The organism is Winogradskyella aquimaris, assembly GCF_042676105.1.
GTDB lineage: Bacteria > Bacteroidota > Bacteroidia > Flavobacteriales > Flavobacteriaceae > Winogradskyella > Winogradskyella aquimaris.
On sequence record NZ_JBHTJQ010000003.1, the window covers coordinates 161508 to 186058 of the forward strand.

At 35.5% G+C, this 24551-nt stretch carries 22 protein-coding genes; 11 read left to right on the plus strand and 11 right to left on the minus strand.

The features are described 5' to 3' along the window. Positions 1-47: 47 nt before the first annotated feature. A complete protein-coding gene (locus ACFQ1K_RS03595) occupies positions 48-1193 on the minus strand; it encodes a M14 family metallopeptidase (RefSeq protein WP_320555040.1) in 1146 nt (381 codons plus the stop codon). A gap of 302 nt (positions 1194-1495) precedes the next feature. Here ACFQ1K_RS03595 and ACFQ1K_RS03600 point away from each other — a divergent pair, with 302 nt between their 5' ends. Genes ACFQ1K_RS03600 through ACFQ1K_RS03610 form a run of 3 tightly spaced genes read left to right on the plus strand, consistent with a single transcriptional unit; the run spans position 1496 to position 3083 of the window. Beyond that, positions 1496-1864, plus strand: a complete 369-nt coding sequence (locus tag ACFQ1K_RS03600; RefSeq protein WP_320555041.1) for a helix-turn-helix domain-containing protein — start codon at positions 1496-1498, stop codon at positions 1862-1864. A 38-nt stretch (positions 1865-1902) separates the two neighbouring features. Next, positions 1903-2295 carry a hypothetical protein gene (locus ACFQ1K_RS03605; protein ID WP_320555042.1) on the plus strand — a complete coding sequence of 131 codons (393 nt, stop codon included), beginning with the start codon at positions 1903-1905 and terminating at the stop codon, positions 2293-2295. A gap of 2 nt (positions 2296-2297) precedes the next feature. After that, positions 2298-3083 carry a TerC family protein gene (locus ACFQ1K_RS03610; RefSeq protein ID WP_320555043.1) on the plus strand — a complete coding sequence of 262 codons (786 nt, stop codon included), beginning with the start codon at positions 2298-2300 and terminating at the stop codon, positions 3081-3083. A gap of 14 nt (positions 3084-3097) precedes the next feature. Here ACFQ1K_RS03610 and ACFQ1K_RS03615 read toward each other — a convergent pair whose 3' ends face one another. From ACFQ1K_RS03615 to ACFQ1K_RS03635, 5 genes are all read right to left on the minus strand, one after another. Beyond that, the gene (locus ACFQ1K_RS03615; protein ID WP_320555044.1) at positions 3098-5782 is read right to left on the minus strand and encodes a DNA gyrase/topoisomerase IV subunit A; all 2685 of its coding nucleotides are present in this window, start codon (positions 5780-5782) and stop codon (positions 3098-3100) included. Then, on the minus strand, positions 5783-6256 hold the full coding sequence (locus ACFQ1K_RS03620; protein WP_320555045.1) for a hypothetical protein: 474 nt from the start codon (positions 6254-6256) through the stop codon (positions 5783-5785). Next, positions 6253-8112 carry a DNA topoisomerase IV subunit B gene (locus tag ACFQ1K_RS03625; RefSeq protein WP_320555046.1) on the minus strand — a complete coding sequence of 620 codons (1860 nt, stop codon included), beginning with the start codon at positions 8110-8112 and terminating at the stop codon, positions 6253-6255. Before ACFQ1K_RS03625 ends, ACFQ1K_RS03620 begins: the two co-directional genes overlap by 4 nt. Positions 8113-8279: 167 nt before the next feature. Beyond that, positions 8280-9374, minus strand: a complete 1095-nt coding sequence (ychF, locus tag ACFQ1K_RS03630) for a redox-regulated ATPase YchF (protein WP_320555047.1) — start codon at positions 9372-9374, stop codon at positions 8280-8282. A 363-nt stretch (positions 9375-9737) separates the two neighbouring features. Continuing rightward, the gene (locus tag ACFQ1K_RS03635; RefSeq protein ID WP_320555048.1) at positions 9738-9998 is read right to left on the minus strand and encodes a hypothetical protein; all 261 of its coding nucleotides are present in this window, start codon (positions 9996-9998) and stop codon (positions 9738-9740) included. Positions 9999-10327: 329 nt separating this feature from the next. Here ACFQ1K_RS03635 and ACFQ1K_RS03640 point away from each other — a divergent pair, with 329 nt between their 5' ends. Beyond that, on the plus strand, positions 10328-11098 hold the full coding sequence (locus tag ACFQ1K_RS03640; protein WP_320555049.1) for a TIGR02757 family protein: 771 nt from the start codon (positions 10328-10330) through the stop codon (positions 11096-11098). A 40-nt stretch (positions 11099-11138) separates the two neighbouring features. Continuing rightward, positions 11139-12626, plus strand: coding sequence for a S10 family peptidase (locus ACFQ1K_RS03645; protein WP_320555050.1), 1488 nt, complete (start codon positions 11139-11141; stop codon positions 12624-12626). Between the two features lie 100 nt (positions 12627-12726). On the opposite strand, the gene ACFQ1K_RS03650 is transcribed toward ACFQ1K_RS03645, so the two are convergent. Then, positions 12727-14619, minus strand: a complete 1893-nt coding sequence (locus ACFQ1K_RS03650; protein ID WP_320555051.1) for a M61 family metallopeptidase — start codon at positions 14617-14619, stop codon at positions 12727-12729. Positions 14620-14700: 81 nt separating this feature from the next. On the opposite strand from ACFQ1K_RS03650, the gene ACFQ1K_RS03655 reads away from it, so the two are divergent. The 5 genes from ACFQ1K_RS03655 to ACFQ1K_RS03675 all read left to right on the plus strand — a co-directional run bounded on the left by ACFQ1K_RS03655 (position 14701) and on the right by ACFQ1K_RS03675 (position 19935). Next, positions 14701-15708, plus strand: a complete 1008-nt coding sequence (locus ACFQ1K_RS03655; protein WP_320555052.1) for a glycosyltransferase family 2 protein — start codon at positions 14701-14703, stop codon at positions 15706-15708. Positions 15709-15782: 74 nt separating this feature from the next. After that, positions 15783-17708, plus strand: coding sequence for a BatA domain-containing protein (locus tag ACFQ1K_RS03660; protein ID WP_320555053.1), 1926 nt, complete (start codon positions 15783-15785; stop codon positions 17706-17708). Then, complete coding sequence (locus ACFQ1K_RS03665; protein ID WP_320555054.1) at positions 17705-18958, plus strand: dihydroorotase; 1254 nt, start codon at positions 17705-17707, stop codon at positions 18956-18958. The genes ACFQ1K_RS03660 and ACFQ1K_RS03665 overlap by 4 nt, the downstream gene beginning before the upstream one ends. Continuing rightward, entirely contained in the window at positions 18958-19284 is a 327-nt protein-coding gene (locus ACFQ1K_RS03670; protein WP_320555055.1) for a hypothetical protein, read from the plus strand. Before ACFQ1K_RS03665 ends, ACFQ1K_RS03670 begins: the two co-directional genes overlap by 1 nt. Before the next feature lie 3 nt (positions 19285-19287). Next, positions 19288-19935 (plus strand): alpha/beta hydrolase, encoded by a 648-nt coding sequence (locus ACFQ1K_RS03675; protein WP_320555056.1) that lies wholly within the window; start codon positions 19288-19290, stop codon positions 19933-19935. On the opposite strand, the gene ACFQ1K_RS03680 is transcribed toward ACFQ1K_RS03675, so the two are convergent. Continuing rightward, positions 19932-20438, minus strand: a complete 507-nt coding sequence (locus tag ACFQ1K_RS03680) for a hydrolase (protein WP_320555057.1) — start codon at positions 20436-20438, stop codon at positions 19932-19934. The two genes, ACFQ1K_RS03675 and ACFQ1K_RS03680, sit on opposite strands and share 4 nt — an antisense overlap. A 5-nt stretch (positions 20439-20443) precedes the next feature. Beyond that, a complete protein-coding gene (locus ACFQ1K_RS03685) occupies positions 20444-21205 on the minus strand; it encodes an MBL fold metallo-hydrolase (RefSeq protein WP_320555058.1) in 762 nt (253 codons plus the stop codon). Between the two features lie 91 nt (positions 21206-21296). Here ACFQ1K_RS03685 and ACFQ1K_RS03690 point away from each other — a divergent pair, with 91 nt between their 5' ends. Beyond that, positions 21297-22748 (plus strand): TonB-dependent receptor, encoded by a 1452-nt coding sequence (locus ACFQ1K_RS03690; RefSeq protein ID WP_320555059.1) that lies wholly within the window; start codon positions 21297-21299, stop codon positions 22746-22748. Between the two features lie 76 nt (positions 22749-22824). Here the strand turns inward: ACFQ1K_RS03690 and bcp are convergent, their stop codons facing one another. Together bcp and ACFQ1K_RS03700 are read right to left on the minus strand one after the other, a co-directional pair. Beyond that, positions 22825-23280, minus strand: a complete 456-nt coding sequence (gene bcp / locus ACFQ1K_RS03695; protein ID WP_320555060.1) for a thioredoxin-dependent thiol peroxidase — start codon at positions 23278-23280, stop codon at positions 22825-22827. 75 nt (positions 23281-23355) lie between these two features. Then, positions 23356-24480, minus strand: a complete 1125-nt coding sequence (locus ACFQ1K_RS03700) for a glycosyltransferase (protein ID WP_320555061.1) — start codon at positions 24478-24480, stop codon at positions 23356-23358. Between the last annotated feature and the right edge of the window lie 71 nt (positions 24481-24551).

Here is a 24551-nt window from a genome sequence, read left to right on the forward strand (position 1 = left end):
AAAATAAAGTATTTTTATTATCAATTACTCATTAGAAAAGAGTTTTTTTAAGGTTTTAGTGAGATTTTTTCATTATTTATTAATACGAAATCGTTTTCGTTAGCAACTTTCAAGGTTGTGCCGTCTTGACCTTTAACTAATTTCTGTTTAGCATCAATTTCCTTGTGACCATAAAAATTATTTAGAATTGAAATGACCTCAACTTTTGGTATAAAATCAACCTTATGGTTAATCAATGTTTCTTGATATTGAATTCCTATATCCATGACCTGAGTTGATTCTTCTTCTAATCGTGCATTTCTTATTATGATATCATAAAACTGTTTGGCATTTTCAGGGATTTTAAAATAATCCTTATAATCCCTAGTATCAATACCATTAGTAATAGACCCTAAAGCCTTTAAAATTGCTATAAACATAAAATGGCGCACCTCTTCCCTATTGTAATCATTAGGGTAATGCCCTGCCTCAAATAAAATAGTTGGCACTCCTAAGTATTGAAATGTATCACCTACACAATTAATATTAAACCCATCATCATATCTCGCGACGCCATTTGGAATAAAGACTTGCAAAGCTTCAGCTATCGACGCTATAATGCTCATTGCAACTTTTCTGTTTGTCGTAAGTTTACGATCTTTATCTTGGGCAGGAGATAAAAATGACAAGACAGAAGAGTTGGCGGTCCCACTCACATTATAAATAGTGCGCTGTCCATGCAAATTAAAACAGTAATCCGGTTTAAAGTCATTAAAAAGGTCTCTTAGTATTTTGCTTTCTGGTTGTGATAATTCCTGAGCATCTCTATTTAAATCAACGGAATTGGCATTCAGACGTGTATATCGCTCTGCTCCATCAGGATTTAGAATTGGTATGGCTAAAATTGTACACGACTCTGAAATTGATTTGGCGAGGATATCATCAGAAAAAAACAGATTGAAACAATCAAACAGCGCTTTAGTGGTTGTAGATTCATTACCATGCATTTGAGACCATAATAAAACCTTTCTCTTACCAGAACCAAATTTTAATGCATATACGGATCGATCTTCTACAGAAGAACCAATTACCGAATATGAAGCATCTGAATATTTATTAAGACATTTTTCAATATCAAAGTTGGTAATATATCTTCCTTTTAACTCTGGACTTTTATATAAGGAATGTAAACGTTTGAGCTGTTTTAAATTCATGGGAGATTTTATAGATTACAAATGTAACTATTTGACTTTTTACAAATGTAAACACCTTAATTTTTAATTATTGTTACAAATGTATACATCGTATCGTTTCAATAAAATGAGTCAGACCAAGATTATTGAAAATAATTCAATTAATATATTATTTTATCTCTATAAATATTATTATCAGTTTTTTATATACTTTATATAATGTTATACTTTAATTATAATATTGATATTTACAACTATTTTTTGAACAGGCTCTGGTAATTGTTTACATTTGTATCATAGAAAACTTCGAATTAAAATTTACAATGATAAACTCTTCTGAATTTACCACTCGACTACAAAAAGTCATTGATTATTATGATGAAACCGCCTCTAGTTTTGCTGAAAAAATTGGTGTACAACGTTCAAGTATCTCCCATATTCTTACCGGAAGAAATAAACCAAGTTTAGATTTTGTAATGAAAATACTTCACTCCTATCCTGAAGTGGAGTTGTATTGGCTTTTGAACGGTAAAGGAGAATTCCCTTCAAATCAAATTAAAACCTCAACCAATATAAGTTCAGAGTCAGAACTAAAACCTGATATTAAAAGTAAAATAGCTGACACGAATTCTGAAATTGAAAAAATAGTCATCTTTTATAAAGATGGGACTTTTAAAAGTTATACTCCTTAATTTAATTTTACTGAGTTATCTTTGTACAAACACATTAAATGAAGAATTTCTATTGGCTTTGTGCATTTTTATTGTTAACCAGTTGTTTTGAGGTCGAACGCAATTGTTCTGACTTTAAAACAGGTGAATTTGAATTTAATTATACCATAGACGGTGTACAGAAAACAGGTCGGTTTGTACGCACCGATACCCTCAATATAGATTATTACGAAGAGCAAATAGATACGTCTACCGTGCGTTGGATAAACGATTGTGAGTTTATTTTAAAAAAACTAAACCCAACCACAAATGCTGAAAAGGAAGAGATCCACATGAAAATTTTGACGACAGAGGGATCAACATCATACACTTTTGAATATAAACTTGCGGTAAAGAAACCAAATAGACCTCTAAGGATTGAGAGAGGGACTGCTTACAGAATTAAAAAATAGAAATGCTAGAATTTTTATTGACATCAGATGCTATAATGGCATTGCTTACATTAACGTTTTTAGAAATTATTTTAGGAATAGATAACATCGTATTTATTTCTATCGCAGCTAACAAACTCCCAGAAGGCCAAAGAAGCAAAGCAACCAATATTGGTTTGCTCCTAGCAATGGCTCAACGTGTTCTTTTATTATTCTTTGTGACCTTTCTGATAGGTCTAAGCGAACCTTTTTTTACATACAACTCTGAATGGCTTAAGATATCTTTGAGCTGGCAAGCTATTATTCTTTTTGCAGGTGGACTTTTTCTGATATACAAAAGTACTTCTGAAATAAGGGAAAAAGTCGAAGACCCTGGTCATGACGAAAAAGGCTTAAAATCCAAGGTCATTAAATCCTTATCACAAGCTATTGTACAAATTCTAATCCTAGATTTCATTTTTTCAGTGGACTCTATTTTAACCGCTGTAGGAATGACAAACGGTTTACACCCAAATGGGAATTATACACTTGTTCTAATGATTATAGCTGTAATGATATCCATTGCCGTTATGATAGGGTTTGCAAATCCAATCCGAAAGTTCATTGATCGAAATCCTAGTATGCAAATTCTTGGATTAGCATTTCTGATTCTTATCGGTTTTATGCTGATAACCGAGGCTGCACATCTCTCACATACAGAGTTCTTTGGTAAAACCGTCGGAGCTATTCCTAAAGGGTATCTGTACTTTGCAATTGCATTTTCTTTATTTGTAGAATTTCTCAACTTTAAAACAAAAAGAAAGGCTTAAATCATAAGGTGATTTTAAAAAAGTGTAACCTGACCCTTATCATCAATATCTAAATCCTTATCGTCTTCGGTTTTATTTGAGGGATTACCATTTGCGTCTTTTGATTTATCCTTGTTTTCATCAACCTTCGCATCAACAGATACTTGCTCTTCATCCACCACCTCTAAGTCATCAGCATGAACTTCCTCAGGAGCTTCAAATGGCAATGGGTCTAATAAATTAATCTGGTTTATTTTTTCTCTAGTTAATTGGTTACCTAGAGCATTAATCCCTTTTACTGCAATAAATTGTTCAAGATCAACTTCCATATTAGGTTTACGATCCTTACCACGCTCTTTGGTAAATTCAACTTCAGCCATAGGTCTCCAATCGGTCGACACAATCTCTAATTGTGAGTTTGGATGATTGGATATAAACGATTCTTCCTTTCCTTCTTGCTCTATCAAGAAACGCTTAACATAATACCGCTCTTTTTCACCATCAAAATAGATAGCAGATATAGGTTTTTTAGGCATCCACTTCTCCAGTACAATCATATCGCTATCAAAATGTGTCGTTAATTCAGGAGTAATCGTCTTAGCAATTCCTGATTGTGTAATCACTAACAACCGGTCTTCACCCCTGAACTCACCGATAAGCTCTCCTCTTTCATCAACATTTAGGCGCTGTACGGTATCATCAAACCAAATTTTTCGTGGCTTTAAAGTAGAAACACCTTTCTCTTTAAGCTCTATACGTTTAACGGCATATTTTGTTACGAGATTTCCTTTAGACGAACGTCCTTTAATTAAAATCTCAGCAAAGTCTAAATCCCACTTTAATTTCTTGATACTACCAACTTGTCTTAGCATGACGGTGACGACCTCAGCCTCACCATTAGGATTTGCAGAAAAATACCATACCACAGAGCCTTTGTTACCATTGGTCAAATCGTATTCCCTATCTCTGGTAATACTTGTAACCGCGAATCGCTTAACGTAAGAAGGTCCTTTCTTGCCATCTCTATATATCATATTGTAAATGGTACGCTTGTCCTTTTTCTTAAATACAGCAACATGTATGATATTTTTACCAACAAAGGTTTTTGAATCTACTTTGGTCACCATCATTTTACCCTCTTGGGTAAAAACAATGATATCATCTATATCACTACAATCACAAACATACTCATCACGTTTAAGTGAAGTTCCTACAAAGCCTTCTTCCCTATTGACATAGAGCTTAGTATTTCTTATAACAACTTTGGTTGCATCGACATCCTCAAATACACGAAGTTCGGTTTTGCGCTCTTTTCCTTCTCCATAATCCTTTTTAAGCCTTTCGAAATAGGCTATCGCATAGTCAATAAGATTTGATAAGTGGTGTTTTACTTCTGCAATTTGATCTTCAAGAGCATCTATTTTCTGTTGTGCTTTATCAATATCGAACTTCGAAATACGCTTGATTCTAATTTCAGTCAATCGAACAATATCCTCTTCGGTAATGGCACGCTTTAGATGTTTGATATGAGGCTGAAGGCCTTTATCAATGGCTTGTATAACACCTTCCCAGGTTTCTTCTTCCTCAATATCACGATAAATTCTATTTTCAATAAAAATGCGCTCTAATGATGCAAAATGCCACTGTTCTTCAAATTCACCTAGTTTAATCTCCAATTCTTGCTTTAGAAGCTGTACCGTATTATCCGTAGAACGCCTCAACATTTCGGTAACCCCTACAAACAAAGGCTTATTATCCTCAATAACGCAACCTAAGGGCGAAATGGAAGTTTCACAAGCTGTAAAGGCATATAGTGCGTCAATCGTTTTATCTGGTGATAATCCAGAAGGTAAATGAATTAAAATTTCAACTTCAGCTGCCGTATTATCCTCAATACGTTTAATTTTTATCTTACCCTTATCGTTTGCTTTTAATACAGAATCAATCACGCTAGAGGTAGTTGTACCAAAAGGGATTTCAGTTATGACCAATGTGTTTTTGTCCAATTGGGATATTCTGGCACGGACCCTTACTTTGCCTCCGCGCATACCATCATTATAATTGCTAATGTCTGCAATACCAGCCGTTGGAAAATCTGGATAGATGGTGAAACGCTTACCTTTTAAATGCTTTACGGAAGCGTCAATAAGCTCTATAAAGTTATGAGGTAATATCTTAGTTGATAAGCCTACGGCGATACCTTCACCTCCCTGTGCTAACAATAATGGAAACATCACAGGTAGGTTGATAGGTTCTTTACGTCTGCCATCATAAGAGGCTTGCCATTCGGTAATTTTTGGATTGTAAACAACATCCAAAGCAAATTTTGATAAACGTGCTTCAATGTAACGCGAAGCTGCAGCGCTATCCCCTGTTAATATATTTCCCCAGTTTCCTTGAGTGTCTATTAACAAATCCTTTTGACCGATTTGCACCATGGCATCTGCAATACTCGCATCACCATGCGGATGGTATTGCATGGTATGACCTACAATATTGGCCACTTTATTATAACGTCCATCATCCAGATCTTTCATAGAATGCATGATACGACGTTGTACAGGTTTAAAGCCATCCTCTATGGCTGGGACAGCACGCTCTAAAATAACATATGAGGCGTAGTCCAGAAACCAATCTTTGTACATTCCGGTGACTTTGGTAATCGTTTCCTGATTACCATTCTCATCATTTAACAAATCGTCTTGTTGTTCTTCTGCCATTTATCCTTGTTTAAGCTTTCTATTTGCTTTTACTGTTTTACTTAATGATTGCTTTACGTACTTTAACTTTTTTGGTTTTAAAAGTGTCACGTTAAAGCGTTCCTTTGCTTTTCGTCCATCATAAGTCTTGTAAAGAATCACCAAGGACTTGTAAATAATATAATCATTGATTTTAAAACCTACGAGTTCCGATCTTGCAATCTCTATTTTATTTTCACGATAATTGATATACTCCGTTAATATTAGTCCCTTATTTAAAATTATGATTTTGGCACCATCACTATCATATTCAAAATAGCCAGCTATCGAATGAAACAATACCAAAACAATAAATAACCCTAGAAAAACGAAAAACGTACTATCTACAAAAAATTCAAGTGAATTAAATACTGTTGCCAGTAATATACCAAAGATAATTAGTATAAAGTAGATAGAAACAACGGTGTTCTTTACTTTTCTATTGTCCGTTCTCATACGTTTTCCTCAACAATATCAAGTTCTACTTTTAGATTTTCGATAATAAATTCTTGACGTGAAGGTGTATTTTTCCCCATGTAAAAAGACAATAATTCCTCAATGGACATATCCTTATCCAGCATTACAGGATCTAAACGCATATCGTCACCAATAAAATGCTTAAACTCGTCTGGTGAGATTTCACCCAACCCCTTGAATCGTGTAATTTCTGGTTTTGGTTTTAATTTTTCAATGGCGTTTTTGCGTTCTTCCTCCGAGTAACAATAAATGGTTTCTTTTTTATTACGAACCCTAAACAACGGAGTCTGCAAGATATATAAATGCCCTTCCTTAATCACTTCTGGAAAAAATTGCAGGAAAAACGTTATGAGCAACAATCTAATGTGCATACCATCCACATCCGCATCCGTAGCAATGACAATATTGTTATATCGTAGATCTTCAATGGATTCCTCAATATTTAAGGCAGCTTGTAAAAGGTTGAATTCTTCATTTTCATACACAATCTTCTTGCTTAGACCATAAGAATTCAAAGGCTTTCCTTTTAAGCTAAATACTGCTTGAGTATTAACATCCCTTGACTTTGTAATACTTCCGGATGCCGAATCACCCTCAGTGATAAACAAAGTCGTATCTAAATACCCGTCTTTTTTGGTATCTCCAAAATGAATACGACAGTCGCGTAATTTCTTATTATGCAAACTCGCCTTTTTGGCACGCTCTTTCGCTAATTTTCTAATACCCGATAATTCCTTACGTTCACGTTCGGCTTGAAGAATCTTACGCTGAATCTTTTCTGCAGTATCAGGATTTTTATGCAGATAATTATCAAGTTGTGTTTTTACAAAGTCATTGATATAGGTTCTAACCGTTGGCAAATCCCCTCCCATATCGGTAGACCCTAATTTGGTTTTGGTCTGACTTTCAAATACAGGTTCCATCACTTTTATAGCAATAGCCGCAACAACGGATTTTCTAACGTCGGAAGCATCATAATTTTTACCATAAAATTCACGGATTGTTTTTACAATCCCTTCCCTAAACGCTGCTAAATGGGTACCTCCTTGCGTAGTATTCTGTCCGTTTACAAACGAGTGATATTCTTCGCTATACTGCGTTTTACTGTGTGTTATAGCTACTTCAATATCATCACCTCTCAAGTGAATAATAGGATACAACCTGTCACTTTCATTGATGTTTTCAGAAAGCAAGTCTTTTAATCCATTTTCACTATAGTACTTTTCGCCATTAAACACTATGGTCAACCCAGGATTCAGGTACACATAGTTCTTTAGCATTTTTATGACATACTCATTTCTAAATTTGTAGTTCTTAAAAATACTGTCATCAGGCACAAAAGTGACCTTAGTTCCTTTTCGGCGTGAGGTATCTTCTAAAAATTCCTCATCCTTCAACTCCCCTAATTCAAACTCCGCCGAGGCAGATTTTCCATCTCTGGTGGATTCTACCCTAAAATAAGTAGATAAGGCATTTACTGCTTTGGTACCTACACCATTTAATCCTACAGACTTTTTAAAGGCTTTGGTATCGTACTTACCACCTGTATTCATCTTAGACACCACATCTACGACTTTTCCTAAGGGGATACCACGACCATAATCGCGCACAATAACGCGCTCGCCCTGTATAGAAATTTCTATGGTTTTACCAGCACCCATGACAAACTCATCAATAGAGTTATCGAGTACTTCTTTAAGTAGAATGTAAATACCATCATCTGGAGAGGATCCGTCTCCTAATTTTCCGATATACATACCAGGACGCATCCTGATGTGTTCCTTCCAATCAAGTGAGCGAATATTTTCTTCAGTATAGTTAGATTGTTCTGCCATAGACCTTAGGACCAAATTAATGATAGAACGCTAATATAAGACTATACCTTAAAAAATGAAACAGGGTTTTGGTAAAGTAATTAACAATAAAACGTGATTATTGTTGAGAACCTTAGACAAATTTATGGCTTAAAATTCAGTGATGGGAGTTTTTTAAAAACACTATTCTATACGTTGAACAAGAAGTGCATCACATCACCATCCTTAACGATGTAATTTTTACCTTCCACACGCATTTTACCAGCTTCCTTAACTTTAGCTTCACTACCGTAATTGACATAGTCGTTATAAGCGATAACCTCCGCTCTAATAAAACCTTTTTCAAAATCGGTATGAATGACTCCAGCAGCTTGAGGCGCCGTTGCACCAATAGTTACCGTCCAAGCCCTTACTTCCTTAACACCAGCGGTAAAATAGGTTTGTTGTTTTAACAGTTTATAGGCAGCTCTAATTAATTTTGCAGAACCTGGCTCATCTAGACCAATATCCTCTAAGAACATTTGGCGTTCTTCGTAGTCTTCCAATTCGTTGATATCGGCTTCTGTACCCACAGCTAACACCAACACTTCTGCATGCTCATCCTTTACGGCTTCCCTCACCTGCTCTACATAGGCATTACCTGTATTGGCAGCAGCTTCATCCACGTTGCAGACATACATCACAGGCTTATCCGTAATAAATTGCAATGGTTTTACATAATCGGTATAATCCTCTTCAGAAAACTCCAAAGCTCTTACGGACACACCAGACTCTAAACCATCCTTTATTTTTAAAAGCACAGCTTCTTCTGCTTGGGCTTCCTTATTACCTGTTTTTGCCGCACGCTTTACCTTATCCAGCTTCTTTTCAGTCGTTTCTAAATCTTTAAGCTGAAGTTCTATGTCAATGGTTTCCTTATCCCTAATCGGATTTACAGAACCATCCACATGGACAATATTATCGTTGTCAAAACAACGCAACACGTGCAGAATGGCGTCGGTTTCTCTGATGTTGGCCAAGAATTGGTTCCCCAAACCTTCTCCTTTACTCGCACCCTTTACCAAACCCGCGATATCCACAATCTCAACAGTGGCTGGTACCACACGCTCTGGTTTTACCAATTCCTCTAGTTTGGCCAATCTTGGGTCGGGCACATTAACCACACCAATATTGGGTTCTATGGTACAAAACGGAAAGTTGGCACTTTGCGCTTTGGCATTAGATAAACAGTTAAATAAGGTTGATTTCCCTACGTTTGGTAATCCTACAATTCCAGCTTTCATGTCGAGTTAATTTTGCGAGTGCAAATGTAATTAATTACTTGAATTGTTTTACCTAAAGTGTTTTGAAAAGTTTGAGGACTATTTTTAGGTGACGCTTATCGGCTCGCGGCTATGAATTGTTGCGGTGGACGGTTGCGTGTAAGCTTGCTTACAAACGCAAGAGTAGTCCAAAGAGCAACAATCAAAAAGAAAACCTATTGCGTCGCAATAATTTATAGCCATTGTTGTCCGCAGTAATTTTAACCGCAAACCAGCTTTTTTATCGGTTAGAAACAAAGATTGAATTAAAAATGAATATTAATGATAAATAAATAATAATGGAAGCAATTATATTTTTAATAGGTGGTATTGTGTTGGGCTTTGTTACTTGCTTGTTATGGTACAAAGATAATTTTGATTAGATATTATTTGAAGCAAAAAACCTAAAACCAATAACCCAAGTGCAAAGCGTGACCAAAAATTATATTTTTTCCATTTTCTGATATCGTCATAATTAGTTTCTTCTAGTGCTAATCCAACAGTTCCATCTTTAGAAACATCCGTAGGAAGCCCATACTTAAACAACATTATAACTCCAATTATATCAAGAATTAATCCGATGCTGTTTAATAAATTACAATCCATATATAAAATTTTAAGTCGCCTGCAACGCAGGTGCAAGGTTTTATTTTTGATAGCCGCGAGCCGTTGTCCGCAATTAGCCGTCACAGCTCAAACGGAATGCAATGAGTTTGGTGACGCGTATTCCGAAACAAGCACCGAAACCACGAGCAACGCGAGTTTGGGTTGAGGTGCGATGTTGAGGTTATTGCGGACAACGTTAAGGATATGAATTCGTTTTAATAATTTATATCCACCGATAAGCGAAGTTCGGATTTTTAAACCACTATGTCAATACGTAACATTACGTATTTTTTACAAAGGCTTATTTTTGCAGTCTAAATTATAGCTTTTTGAAACTCAAACGTACAGAACTTAAACCCTTTTTAGACGAGAAAGTCCACCTCTACAATAACCCAAAATTTATTGAAAGCGACCCTATACAAGTACCGCATCAGTTTTCTAAAAAAGAGGATATTGAGATTGCTGGGTTTTTAACCTCTACCATTGCTTGGGGAAACCGCAAGAGCATTATAAACAATGCCAATAAAATGATGGAACTGTTAGACCATGCACCTTATGAGTTTGTGACGCAACATCAAGACGCTGATTTAAAGGCTTTGCAATCCTTTGTGCATCGCACCTTTAATGGTGATGATTTTATACAGTTTATCAAAAGCTTACAGCATATCTACAAAGTTCATCATGATTTAGAAGCTGTATTTGCAAAACATGCTAAGTCTAATTCTTTACAACAAAGCATCCACCAGTTTAAAAAACTATTTTTTGAAATTCCACACCTAGAGCGCACCAAAAAGCATGTGAGCGATCCCTTAAAAAACTCGGCAGCCAAACGCATTAATATGTATCTGCGTTGGATGGTACGCAAGGACAATGCTGGCGTCGATTTTGGGATTTGGGACAGCCTCTCTCCTGCGCAGCTCAGCTGTCCGTTGGACGTACATTCTGGGAACGTGGCACGACAATTAGGCTTATTAAAGCGCAAACAGAATGATGCTAAAGCCTTAGCCGAACTGGATAAGAACCTCCGCAAATTAGACCCAGACGACCCGGTAAAGTATGATTTTGCATTATTTGGCTTGGGAGTGTTTGAAGGGTTTTAAGTTGGATTGGTTATCTTTAGAACCAATAAAACCAATCCTCATGAAATTAAAGTTATTAGTTCTATGCTTAGTCTGTTTTAGCCTAGGTACTGCACAAGATTTAAAAATCCCTGTCGATACGACTTACGTCACTACCAATTCCGTGACTATCAAAGGGCAACAGGTTAATTACCAAGCAGAAACTGGTTTTCAGCCGGTTTGGGACTATAGTGGCACAATGATAGCCTCGTTGTACTACACTTACTACAAACGCACTAACGATGCTAAAGGTAACAAACGCCCTATTATTTATTCCTTTAATGGTGGTCCTGGTTCGGCTTCCGTTTGGATGCATATTGCCTATACTGGTCCAAAAATTCTAAAAATTGATGATGAAGGTTATCCGATTCAGCCCTATGGTATCAAAGACAATCCGAATTCTATTTTAGATGTAGCGGATATCGTATATATCAACCCTGTGAATACAGGGTATTCCCGTAAAGTAGCGGATAAGGATGGGAAGATGCCCGATGATAAGCTCTTTTTTGGCATCAATGCCGATATAAAATATTTAGCGAGTTGGATGAATACCTTTACCACGCGACATAACCGTTGGGAATCGCCAAAATATATTATTGGCGAAAGTTATGGTGGCACACGAGTTATGGGTTTATCCCTAGAACTGCAGAACAGCCAATGGATGTATTTAAATGGTGTTATTTTGGTTTCACCTGCTGATTATAAGGTGTTGCGCGTCGGAGGTCCTTTGGCATCTAGTCTCAATTTACCCTATTATACTGCAGCAGCCTGGTACCATAAAGCCTTATCACCAGAATTACAATCAAAAGACCTGTTGGATATTTTACCTGAGGCCGAAGACTTTGCCATCAACAAACTAATGCCAGCTATTGCTAAAGGAGGTTTTATATTAGATTCCGAAAGAGCGGCTATTGCCAAACAGATGAGCTACTATTCAGGGTTGTCTGAAAAAGTCATCCTACAAATGAATTTAGACGTACCAAATCGCTTCTTCTGGAAAGAACTGTTGCGGGATAAAACAGGTGAAACCATAGGCCGATTAGATTCGCGATATATTGGTATTGACCGTGTGGAAACCGGCTCAGAACCCGATTATAGTGCAGAATTAACGTCTTGGCTCCATTCCTTTACCCCAGCCATTAACTATTACATCCAAAACGAACTAGGCTTTAAAACAGACGTTAAATACAATGTCTTTGGCAATGTTGGTGATTGGGACAGATCTAATGACAACACACGAGATAATTTGAGACAGGCAATGGCTCAAAACCCTTACTTAAAAGTCATGACACAATCGGGTTATTACGATGGTGCGACCACCTATTTTGCCGCCAAATATTCGCAATGGCAAATGGATCCGAGCGGCAAGTTGAAAGATCGTTTTTCTTTTAAAGGCTACAGAAGTGGCCACATGATGTACCTGCGAAATGAGGATTTGATACAGGCCAACGATGATTTGCGTGAATTTATAAAGAATTCATCCTCAAATGGAAAGTCAGCCAAATATTAGCACCAAGTTTATTCTTTATAGAAACTGATTTAATAGAAAAGGCTTCCAATTTGGAAGCCTTTTATTTTGTTATGCAGTTTTCTGCCTAATCAGTAAATTATTAGCCTTTTAACCAAGCCGCTCTTAAAGCTTTTTGCTCTTCAGTTGCATTTTCATCTTCAACTAAAGATTCACTAATCGCTGTAGCTTTACCTAAAGTTCCTTTTAAAGTGATGGCTTCGCCGTTACGCTCTAAATCCAAGCTGTATTCCATACCCTCTTGCCATCCAAACATACCACCAATCACTTGTTGTGCATTGGCTAAAGTTAAGTCTGCTCCGTTTACTTTTCTAATAATATCACCTGGTTGCACACCTTCTGATGCCCAGAATGAATTCTTAGATACCATTGGCGAGAAGAAAATAATACCTTTCTCCTGATCTCCATCAAAAATGATGTTTTGTCCTCCAGCAAAGATATAGTTTGTTGGTACTTCAGTTTCACCCATAGTTAAACCAACCATTTCAAAGAATTTGTTATAGTTAATTGGCACATCACCTTCCACATGGGTTTTTAGGAATTCACCAACACTTGGGTAAGTCATTTCTGTAATTTCGGCAATGATCTTATCATCCTCAAATGGCTTGTCCTTACCATATTTAGCCGATAATTCTTTCATTAAGGACAGCATACTTCTGTTACCATCACTTTCCTTACGCATTAAAATATCTATACACATTCCGATGAGCGCACCTTTCATATAAACATTATAGTAGTTAGAAGCATAAGGCTCTTCCAGTACGTTTTCACTCATAATAGTAAAACTCATGGCATCATCTAAATTTCTAGACGTATTGATTTTTGAAGTGATGGTACTGTAAAAATCAGCAGGCTCTATTAAACCTTCATAGACCTGAAAGTGCTGTGCGAAATACTCCGTCACACCTTCGTACATCCATAAGTGCTTTGAGAATGTTGGTTGGTTGTAATCAAAGTAATGTACATCTTCAGAATGCACCGATAAAGGTGTTACGATATGAAAGAACTCATGTGCTACTACATCTACTATAGAAGCAGCTAACCCTTCTTTACTGGAAGACTCTGGTAACACCACGACAGTTGAGGTGTGGTGCTCTAAGGCTCCCATCCCTTTTGGTGCTGTTTCAGATCCATCGGATAAGTATAAATAAATATCGTAACGTGCAGTACTGTTTATATCACCTAGATATTTCTTTTGTGCCTGCATCATTTTATAAACTGTTTCCTTTTGGCTAGCTGCCGTATGCACTTTATTTGGTGAGAAGACACTCAACACAATTTTAATATCTCCAACCATAAACTCTTCAACATCTAACTTACCGTACATCATTGGGTTGTCGGTAATTTCAAAATAACGCTGGGCAAAATAGCTGCTGGTAATGGATTTACCGTCCGGACTCGATTTCATACCTCTATCCTCTAAAGCAGAAGTTCTTACGAAGGTTGCTGGAGCAGTAACGTCCAAGGCATATTGGTTGTTTTTTAAAGAATCGAAATAGCCAATAAATCCATGTAGGTTTAGCACATAATTATCGTCTTCGATATTCGTGCCCGCTGGTGAGAAGGGATTTTCACCACCTATACCACCTGTAGACTCTATGTCGAACGTATCGTTAACATAATAAGTTAACTTGTCTAATTTAGTCGCATCTGAAATGGTCCATGTATTGGTGTCTACTTTAGATACTTCCAATTCATTACCCTCATAATCCAACGCTTTCATATCATCTACATATTTACCAAAATCACTCACAGAGTAGGTGCCTTGCACAACTCTTGGTAATCTATAGGTTACGGATTCTGTCGTAAAACGACCAGGATTAATTGTTACCGGTACTTTGTCATCTACAACTGCAGTTAAATCTAAAGCTGTTTCAATAGGATTGTTAACGGCTAAATCATCTACTTTTGGCTTGGATGCACCGCAACCAACCAAAATTACGCTCAAGCCCAAAATGGCTAAATAGTTCTTCATTTGTGTTATTTTTTTTTACAAGACGCACAAAACTACAATCTGTTACCACTTTAAGTCTAAAGGTTTTGTTAAATTCGTGCTATGTCGCAGCCTTTGGTAAGCATTTTAATTCCTTTTAAAAATACAGACGCCTTCATTTCTGAATGTATCACCTCAATTATCCATCAAACCTACCCTCATTGGGAAGCCATTTTTGTAGATGACCATTCGAATGATTCATCCGATGAAATTGTAAAAACATTTTCTGAAAAAGACCCTCGAATTCAAATCTATAAAAATAAGGGTGAAGGCATTATCTTAGCCTTGCAAACCGCCTTTGAAAACTGCAATGGCTTTTACATTACCAGAATGGATAGCGACGATTTAATGACTCCAAATCGGTTGGAGATTATGGTCCATAAATTAGAAACATACGGAAGAAGGCATTTGGCTTTAGGACAAGTCAAGTATTTTAGGGAAGATGGTTTGAGCAATGGCTATGCACGTTATGAAACATGGCTGAACGAACTTACAAAAACCGGTACTAATTATTCGGAAATTTATAAGGAATGTGTAATCCCCTCACCTTGCTGGATGTTACATCGTGATGACTTTGAAGCTTGCCAAGGTTTTGAACCCAACCGATATCCTGAAGATTATGACTTGGCCTTTAGATTTTATGAAGCTCGCTATCGATGTATCCCTTGCGAAGACATTTTGCTAAATTGGCGTGATTATAGCAACAGAACCTCGAGAACCCACAAGCACTATGCTGCCAATTACTTCTTAGACATTAAGGTGCATTATTTTATAAAATTGGATTATAATCCTAAACGACCCTTAGTCCTTTGGGGAGCAGGTAAAAAAGGAAAAAAAGTAGCCCGATTATTGCTAAAAAAAGAGATTCCGTTTACCTGGCTATGTAACAACAAAAAGAAAATTGGTAAGGATATTTACAAAAAAACCCTATTAAAATTCAACCATTTAGCCGAACTTGAGCATCCCCAATGCATTATAACAGTAGCCAATAGGAAGGAGCAGAACCAGATAAATGCCTACCTTAACCAACAAGAAATGCAACCAATGGAAGATTATTTCTTTTTCTGTTAAAATTCTCAAAAGCGCATGGCGCTTATCCTTTATCATTTTCTATATTTGGCTAAATAAACATCTTCAAAACAGGAATGCAGTTTAAACATCCCGAATTACTTTATGCGCTTTTTTTACTAGTTGTTCCTATTCTTATACACCTCTTTCAGTTACGTCGTTTTCAAAAGGTGCAATTCACCAATGTTAAGTTCTTAAAAACGGTCCAATTACAAACACGAAAGAGTTCTCAATTAAAAAAATGGCTCACACTGTTCACAAGAATGCTTTTACTAGCTTGTGCCGTAATAGCCTTTGCACAACCTTTTATCCCAACTACCGAGGACTTTAATGAAGCACAGGAAACGGTCATTTATTTAGACAATTCCTTTAGCATGGAAGCTACAGGTAAAAATGGCAGCCTACTAAATGAAGCGGTACAAAATATCATTCAGACCTTTCCTGAAGACGAACCATTAAGTCTTTTCACAAATACACAAACTTTTAGAAACACAACTGTTAAGGCCTTAAAGAACGACCTGATCCAATTAGGGCACTCTCCTACCCAATTAAGTTATGACGCCCTTTTTATAAAGGGTGAACAATTGTTTTCCAAGGACAAGGCCGTTACAAAAAATCTAATATTGGTTTCTGATTTTCAACAAAAAGAAACTTCATTACACTTTGAACCAGATAGTACGATACAACTTCATTTGGTTCAACCAAAATCTACAGTAGTGTCTAATGTAAGTATAGACAGCGTGTATATTGCCAATTATAATGCAGAAACCATAGACTTGAATGTAAAATTATCAATGCAAGGCGAGCCTTTAGAAAGTATTACAGTATCCCTATTTGATAAGGATGCTCTCCTGGCAAAAAATGCAGTAAGTATTAAAGACAGTGCCGAAGCTACGTTTACTATACCCAGTACACTAACTATCAATGGAAAGTTAATAATTGAGGATAGTGGTTTGCAATATGACAATAGCTTTTATTTCAATATCAACACAAAATCAAAAATTAAAGTATTGGCAATTAATGAAGACGTTGACAATAACTTCTTAGAACGCATTTATACCGAAGATGAATTTGACTATAAATCCTATAAAATAAGTGACTTGAATTTTAATCTTATTCCCGATCAGAATTTGATTGTCCTAAATGAATTAGAGTCCATTTCATCCGCCTTAAAAGTAGCCCTTACCACCTTTAAAAAGGATGGTGGCAGCATTTTAATTATACCTTCAGGTAAAGTTTCATTAAATACATATAATCAAACATTTAATGATTTAAATTTTGTTCCATTTGTTGAATTGAATGATCGGCAAAAACGAATTACAAGCATTAATTATAATCATCCACTTTTAAAAAATGCCTTTTACTCTAAAGTGAGTAATTTTCAATATCCAAAAGTTGAATCGAGTTACACTTTAAACTCTAATAATAATGCAGTTTTATCTTACGACGATGGTAGTGCATTTTTAATTGGCAATAGTAATGTTTATGCCTTTTCCTCTGCTTTGAATAGTAATAATTCCAACTTTAAAAATTCGCCGCTAATAGTTCCTGTGTTTTATAATATTGGAAAGCAAAGCCTTAAATTACCACAGCTTTTTTACACTATAGGGCACCCTAATTCCATAGCTATAGATGTTACATTAAGGCAAGATGACATACTCACCTTAGCATCTGATGAAACCTCGGTGATCCCATTACAAAAAACCTATAGTAAATCGGTAATTTTAGAAACGGAAGAATATCCAGAAAGGGCTGGTATTTTAGAAGTAAAAAATAAGGCTGAGGTCCTCCAGAGGTTAAGTTTCAACTACGATAGAGACGAGAGTAATTTGATGTATTTTGATATTGCGAACAATGCAAACTATAAATCAAGTGATAGCTTAACCCTAACCATAAATGACATAAAAAGTAGTACAACAATTAATGCACTATGGAAATGGTTTGTTATTTTTGCACTGGTGTTTTTAATAATAGAAATACTTCTTCTAAAATATCTTAAATGAACGCACTCATAAAATCTGCTACCATCGTTGATTCTAAAAGTGATTTTCACAACGAGACGGTAGATATTTTAATTGAAAAAGGTCGCATTTCCAAGATTTCTAAACGTATTCCGAATCCTGATAATTACAAAGAAATAAAATTAGACAACCTACACGTTTCCCAAGGTTGGTTTGATAGTAGTGTTTCTTTTGGCGAACCTGGTTACGAAGAACGCGAAACTATAGACAACGGATTAAAAACCGCTGCAGAATCAGGTTTTACGGCAGTCGCGCTTAATGCAAATACCAATCCTGTAATAGACAGTTATGCGGACATCACCTTTGTAAAAGCCAAAGCACAAAACAAAGCTACAAGCCTATATCCTATTGGAGCCTTAACAAAATCTAGTAACAGTAAGGATTTAGCAGAACTGTATGATATGAGAAATGCAGGTGCTGTTGCCTTTTATGATTATCAAAAACCCATTTCAAATCCCAACCTACTAAAAATAGCATTACAATACGCTAGTAATTTTAATGGTTTAATATTTTCCTTTCCGCAAGAATCAAAAATTTCTGGCCTAGGTGTTGTAAATGAGCATGTAAATAGTACCAGACTCGGTTTAAAGGGAAATCCTACCCTAGCTGAAGAATTACAAATTGCCAGAGATTTATTTTTATTGGAATATACAGAAGGTAAACTTCATATACCCACCATTTCTACCGCCAAATCTGTTGAACTCATTAGAGAGGCTAAAGCTAAAAAACTGGACATTACCTCTAGTGTGGCCATACATAATCTCGTATTAACTGATGATCAACTCAATAGTTTTGATACGAGATACAAGGTTTTGCCACCACTCAGAACACAACATGATTGTGATGCCTTAATCGAAGGTTTAAAAGATGGTACCATAGATATGGTAACCACAGACCATAATCCTATTGACATTGAAGATAAAAAGATAGAATTTGATCATGCCAAATACGGTACTATTGGTTTAGAAGCTGCCTTCGGTGCTCTACAAACTGTGTTTACAACTAAAAAAGCGGTTAGTTTATTAACCCAAGGAAAATCGAGATTTGGTATTAAAGAGACGACAATTAATGTTGGTGAAACGGCTAATTTAAGTCTATTTAACCCTGAAGGGAAATACCAGTTCAACAAAACTGATATCACGTCTAAATCTAAGAATAGCGCCTACTTAGGCTTGGATCTAAAAGGTAAGGTATACGGAGTTGTTGCTAACAACAAAGTCGTTATTAAATAATGGAAAATCAAGATATCAAAGACGGCAAAACTTTGGCCACCATTGCCTATATTACACCACTAGGTTTACTAATTGCCATTTCATTAAATTTAGAAAAAAGAAATCCTTACATATTCTTCCATGCCAGACAAATGATAGGTTTAATAATCATGGTCGCCTTTTCCAATTTATGCGAAAAATATGTTAACTCATGGTTTGGCACCGCGTTATGGTTTGTAACTTTTTTTTCTTGGATATACTGTTTGGTTTTTGCAATCAAAGGAGAATATAAATTACTTCCTTTTCTGGGTAAATATTTTCAGGATTGGTTTAGAAATTTAGAATAACAAATGAATACAAGCTTATATTACATTAAAAAACCAAGTAGCTTAAAGGAAAATGCACCATTACTTATCATGTGCCATGGCTATGGTAGTGATGAAAATGATTTATTTTCGTTTGCTCCGGAATTACCAGAAGAGCTTTTTATAATATCTCTTAGGGCACCTTATGCTATGCAACCCTACGGAAATGCTTGGTACGCTATAAATTTCGATGCTGAAAAAGGCAAATGGAGTGATAATATCCAAGCTAAACAATCCGTTGAACTAATTTCCGACTTCATTGATTACGCGTGCCAAACCTATGCTGTCAATAAGGACAATGTGACCCTTCTTGGGTTTAGTCAAGGTACAATTTTAAGTTTGGCTGTGGCAATGAATTACCCTCAAAAGCTAAAGAACGTTATCGCGCTTAGTGGTTATCTTAATGAGGCTATACTTCCTGAACACATTGAAAAAAAGCGTGTATCGCATTTAAATGTATTCTGCTCACATGGTTATGCCGACCAGGTGATTCCTGTAGAATGGGCAAGAAAAACACCTGAAGTTTTAAAGGCGCTAGGAATGAACTACACCTATAAAGAATATCCTGTAGGGCATGGAGTTGCTCCCCAGAATTTTTATGATTTTAGAGATTGGTTAAAGGATTACGTCTAACCTATTTTCGGATACATAAAGTATTCGACCAATTTATACTTTAAATCATTGTTTTCATCAATGTCGTATTTGACAAAGATTTCACCCCAATATTCGCCATCCGTAAAATTGGCCAGAATCCACTTATGGTTGACTATTCTAATTTTATTAATTAGTAATTTTGAGCCAGTCATAGAAACAAAAGGTACAATTGGATGGTCCTCCCCTTCATAATGATTTGTATCATAAAGCCCTTCGGTAATGGCTGTAATCAATTCATCAACATCATACCCTTGCGCAATAAAATAATCTAGGGCATTATCATTTCTATCGATATTGAAGTAATTGAGCTCAAAATTTTCGTCCTCTAACTGTGTTATCGTCTTCTGCTGCTCCACAACAGTATTCTTATATTCTTTAATGTCCTTTTCGTATTTATCAAGTATGTTTTTGGAGTTGACATATTGAAAAATTAACAGTAACGCCGAAAAAATAAACAAGTACATAAAAATTCTGTTCTTCATATCCTTTAAATGTTGATTTGTAAGTTATCGTATGCTAAAAAAACGTTTTTAGGAAGTTTTTGTTGTACCTCCTCATGAAATCCTAAATGATGACTTATATGGGTTAAATAGGCGCGTTTGGGTTTTACGTTTTCAATAAAAGCTAAAGCCTCTTCTAAGTTAAAATGTGACATGTGTGGTTCTTCCCGTAAGGCATTAACGACCAAAACTTCAAGATTGTCCAACTTTTTAATTTCTTCATCTTCAATGGTTTTCATATCCGTTAAATACGCAAAATCTTTAAAGCGGAACCCAAATACCTGAAGTTTGTAATGTAAACCATCTATAGGTATCACATCTAAATCACCAAGTCGGAAGGGTTTGTTTTTTATCTTATGGGTTACCACACTTGGAACACCAGGATATTTATTCTTGGATGTAAAAATATAGTCGAACCGTTTCTTTAAGGCTTTAAAAACCCGCTTATGTGCATACAAATCAATATCGCCTTGCCTAAAGAAAAATGGTCTAATATCGTCTAATCCCATGGTATGATCTGCATGCTCATGAGTAAAAACGATACCGTCAATTTTAGAGACTTTTGCATTTAGCATTTGTTGTCTAAAATCCGGACCACAATCTATCACATAAGTAAAATCATTCCATTCAATTAAAACGGAAACACGTAAACGCTTATCTTTAGGATCAGTACTTAAACAAACTGGGTGAGTACTACCAATAATCGGTATGCCTTGTGAAGTTCCAGTGCCTAAAAATGTAATTTTCAAGAGGTGTTAAGTTTAAGACAAAAATAAGGTTATTTTTTTGTTTGCAACACTAAATTAATACCTTTGCGAAAACGATGTAATCCCCATAGCCATGGAAGAAATAACGTATAAGGGCGACTTTGAAATTGAAAATATTCCTTCATTAAAAGACAAGGCCCTACGTATTAACCTCAATAGAGATATCTACGGCACATTTGCAGAGATTGGTGCAGGCCAAGAAACTGTGCGTCATTTTTTTAGGGCTGGTGGCGCTTCCGGTACTATTGCAAAAGCAATGTCTGCGTATGACAAGCATTTTAGCGATGCCATTTATGGTATAGAAGATGATAAACGTTATGTGACCGAAGCAAGACTTCGTAAAATGCTAAATCATGAAGTCAATCTGATGGAGCAGCGTATTCCTAGGGATGACAATCCACATAAAATTTTCTTTTCATACGCCAATACGGTAGCTACTATCGATTTTGCAAAAAAATACAAAGGTCATGGTTGGGTAGGTATCAAATTTCAGGTAAAACCTGGCGCAGATTACAATGAGATTGTACTTCACATTCGATTCAAGGAAAATGATGCTAGATTACAGCAAGAAACCCTCGGAAAGTTAGGTACCAATCTAATCTATGGAGCTTTTTACAAATACAATCAACCGAGAAAACTTTTACGCTACCTTTATGACCATTTAGAAAAAGATCAATTAGAAATTGACACCATTAATTTTTCTGGACCTGTATTTAAAGATATAGATAACCGATTAATGAGTTTACAATTGGTTAAAAATGGTATGACAGATGCGGTAATGTTCTCACCAGATGGCAATAACGTACTGCCTGCCAGGGTCCTGTATAAGAAAAATATATTAGCACTTAGAGGAAGTTTTAGACCTGTAACCAAAGTAAACATGGATATGTATGAGAAATCATATGAAATGTTTATTAAGGAGAACAAGGTAGATAAAAACAATACTCAGGTTATTTTTGAAATAACACTTTCTAACTTGAGAGCAGAAGGTGAAATTGATGAACAAGACTTTATGGATCGTGCAAGACTGTTGTGTTCATTAGGGCAAACGGTTTTGATATCTAATTTTCAAGAGTATTATAAACTTGTAGAATACTTCTCTCAGTATACCAGAAATAGAATGGGGCTTACAATGGGTGTTAGTAATCTGGTTGACATTTTTGATGAAAAATACTATCGCCATCTGAGTGGCGGTATACTAGAAGCTTTTGGTAAGTTATTCTATAAAGACTTACGTGTCTATCTCTACCCTATGGAAAATAAAGATGGTAGTATTACAAATAGTGAAAATCTCAAAGTTCACCCTCGTATGAAAGAGCTCTACAAGTTCTTTAAGTACAATGGAAAAGTGGTTGATATCACAGATTATGATTCTTCTAACTTATCAGTGTTTTCTAGAACCGTCCTTAAAATGATTGCTAATGGGGACAGCGACTGGGAAGAAATGCTACCGGAAGGAGTTGCAAAACTCATAAAAGAAAAGAGCCTATTTGGTTATGAAGCGGAAGAAGTTATGCATAAATAAATTTTAAAGGCTTAAGAAATAAAAAAGCGACCTTAAAATGGTCGCTTTTTTTATTATCTATAATTACAATAAATAATTATTCACTTAATATTTGGGCTGTATGTTCCTTGGTTTTCACTTTAGTAATAACATCTTCCAAAGTTCCATTTTCATCAATAACAAAAGTTGTTCTATGGATACCATCATATTCCTTTCCCATAAACTTTTTTGGCCCCCAAACACCAAAAGCCTCAATAACAGATTTATCTTCATCGGCTAACAATGGATATTGAAATCCATATTTATTTTTAAAATTTGATTGACGTTTGGCACTGTCTGCACTAACACCTAAAATTTCATATCCTAGTGCCTTAAATCTATCATAATTATCGTTTAGATTACAAGCTTCGGCCGTACAACCAGGTGTACTCGCCTTTGGATAGAAAAAAACCACTAATTTTTTCCCTTTATAATCAGACAGCGAAATCGTATTACCATCTTGATCTTTCGCCGAAAACTCTGGTGCTTTATCACCAACTTTTAAATGTGTCATAATTGCTTAATTTTGTTTTTTGTAAAAATACAAGGAATGACAAAGCAAGGAAAGGTACAATTTGTTATAAATACGTTAAACCGCATTACTATTTTGTATAAGTCCTTCAAATAATGTTTTCCACTGATTCATAATTTTATCTACAGAATAGTGTTTTATATTTTCACTTGCTTTTTTACCCATTTGTTTACGTATCTCAACATTATTAATCAACCGACATAACGAATCTGCCAATAGACCTATATTATTTTGAGGTACAAGAATACCGTCTACCGAGTCCTTAACTATTTCCCTTGGGCCGTATTTACAGTCAAAAGATACGACTGGGAGACCAAAAGACATTGCCTCTATTATCACTAATGGAAAACCTTCCAATCTTGAGCTGCATGCATATATTGAAGACTCTAAATAGACTTTTGAAATGTCTTTTGTTTCGCCTTTAAAAATAACCTTATCATAAATATTTAGATTTTTTGCTAAAGATATGAGATCAATATTAGAATTTCTTTTTCCAACAATCTTAAGTTTCCAGTCAGGATATTTTTCTGTTACTTTTTGCCAACAATACAATAGCATATCGAACCCCTTGACATAATCGTGTCTTCCTACAGCCAATACTTGTTTTTGTTCCAATTTTGCTGTTACTCCCTTAGTATCAATTATAATAGGATTGCTTATTATTTCAATACTATTTAAATTTTTCCAGTCTAATCTATGTGCATCCGATAGCAATACAAACTTATCATACCCACCCCCTGCATTAGTAAGCAATAGCTTTTTGAGCTTATTTAAAAATATTGCTTTTACTGAACTATTAATACTTTTTAAATTTAGTTGTTTAGTATCGTGTCGTTGGTAAACCATCTTGAATTTTCGGCTAACAAATCTTGGTAAATACAGACTGAAAATATCACTTTCACATACTATAACAATATCAGGCTTAACTATTTCTAGAGTCCTGTTAAGGCCTTTAACTTTTGAATAAACTCGTATAAAATGATTTTTATAGTGTTTTAGGTAATGTAAGCCTACCTCTTTATCAAGCTCAAAAAAGTTTTTTTCTTCACTTTCATCTTGCTCTAGAAGAAGTAAGTCAATCTCATAATTATAATTTACAATGAAGTAATTAATCTGTAAAGTAATCATCCTTTGCAGACCTGAGGTACCATTTATTTTATTTGCTATGTAGGCTAGTTTCACATGAGTTATTTAAAATTTGACTTATAAAGAATAAAGTTTAAGATTTTATAAAAACCATCAAAATTTACACT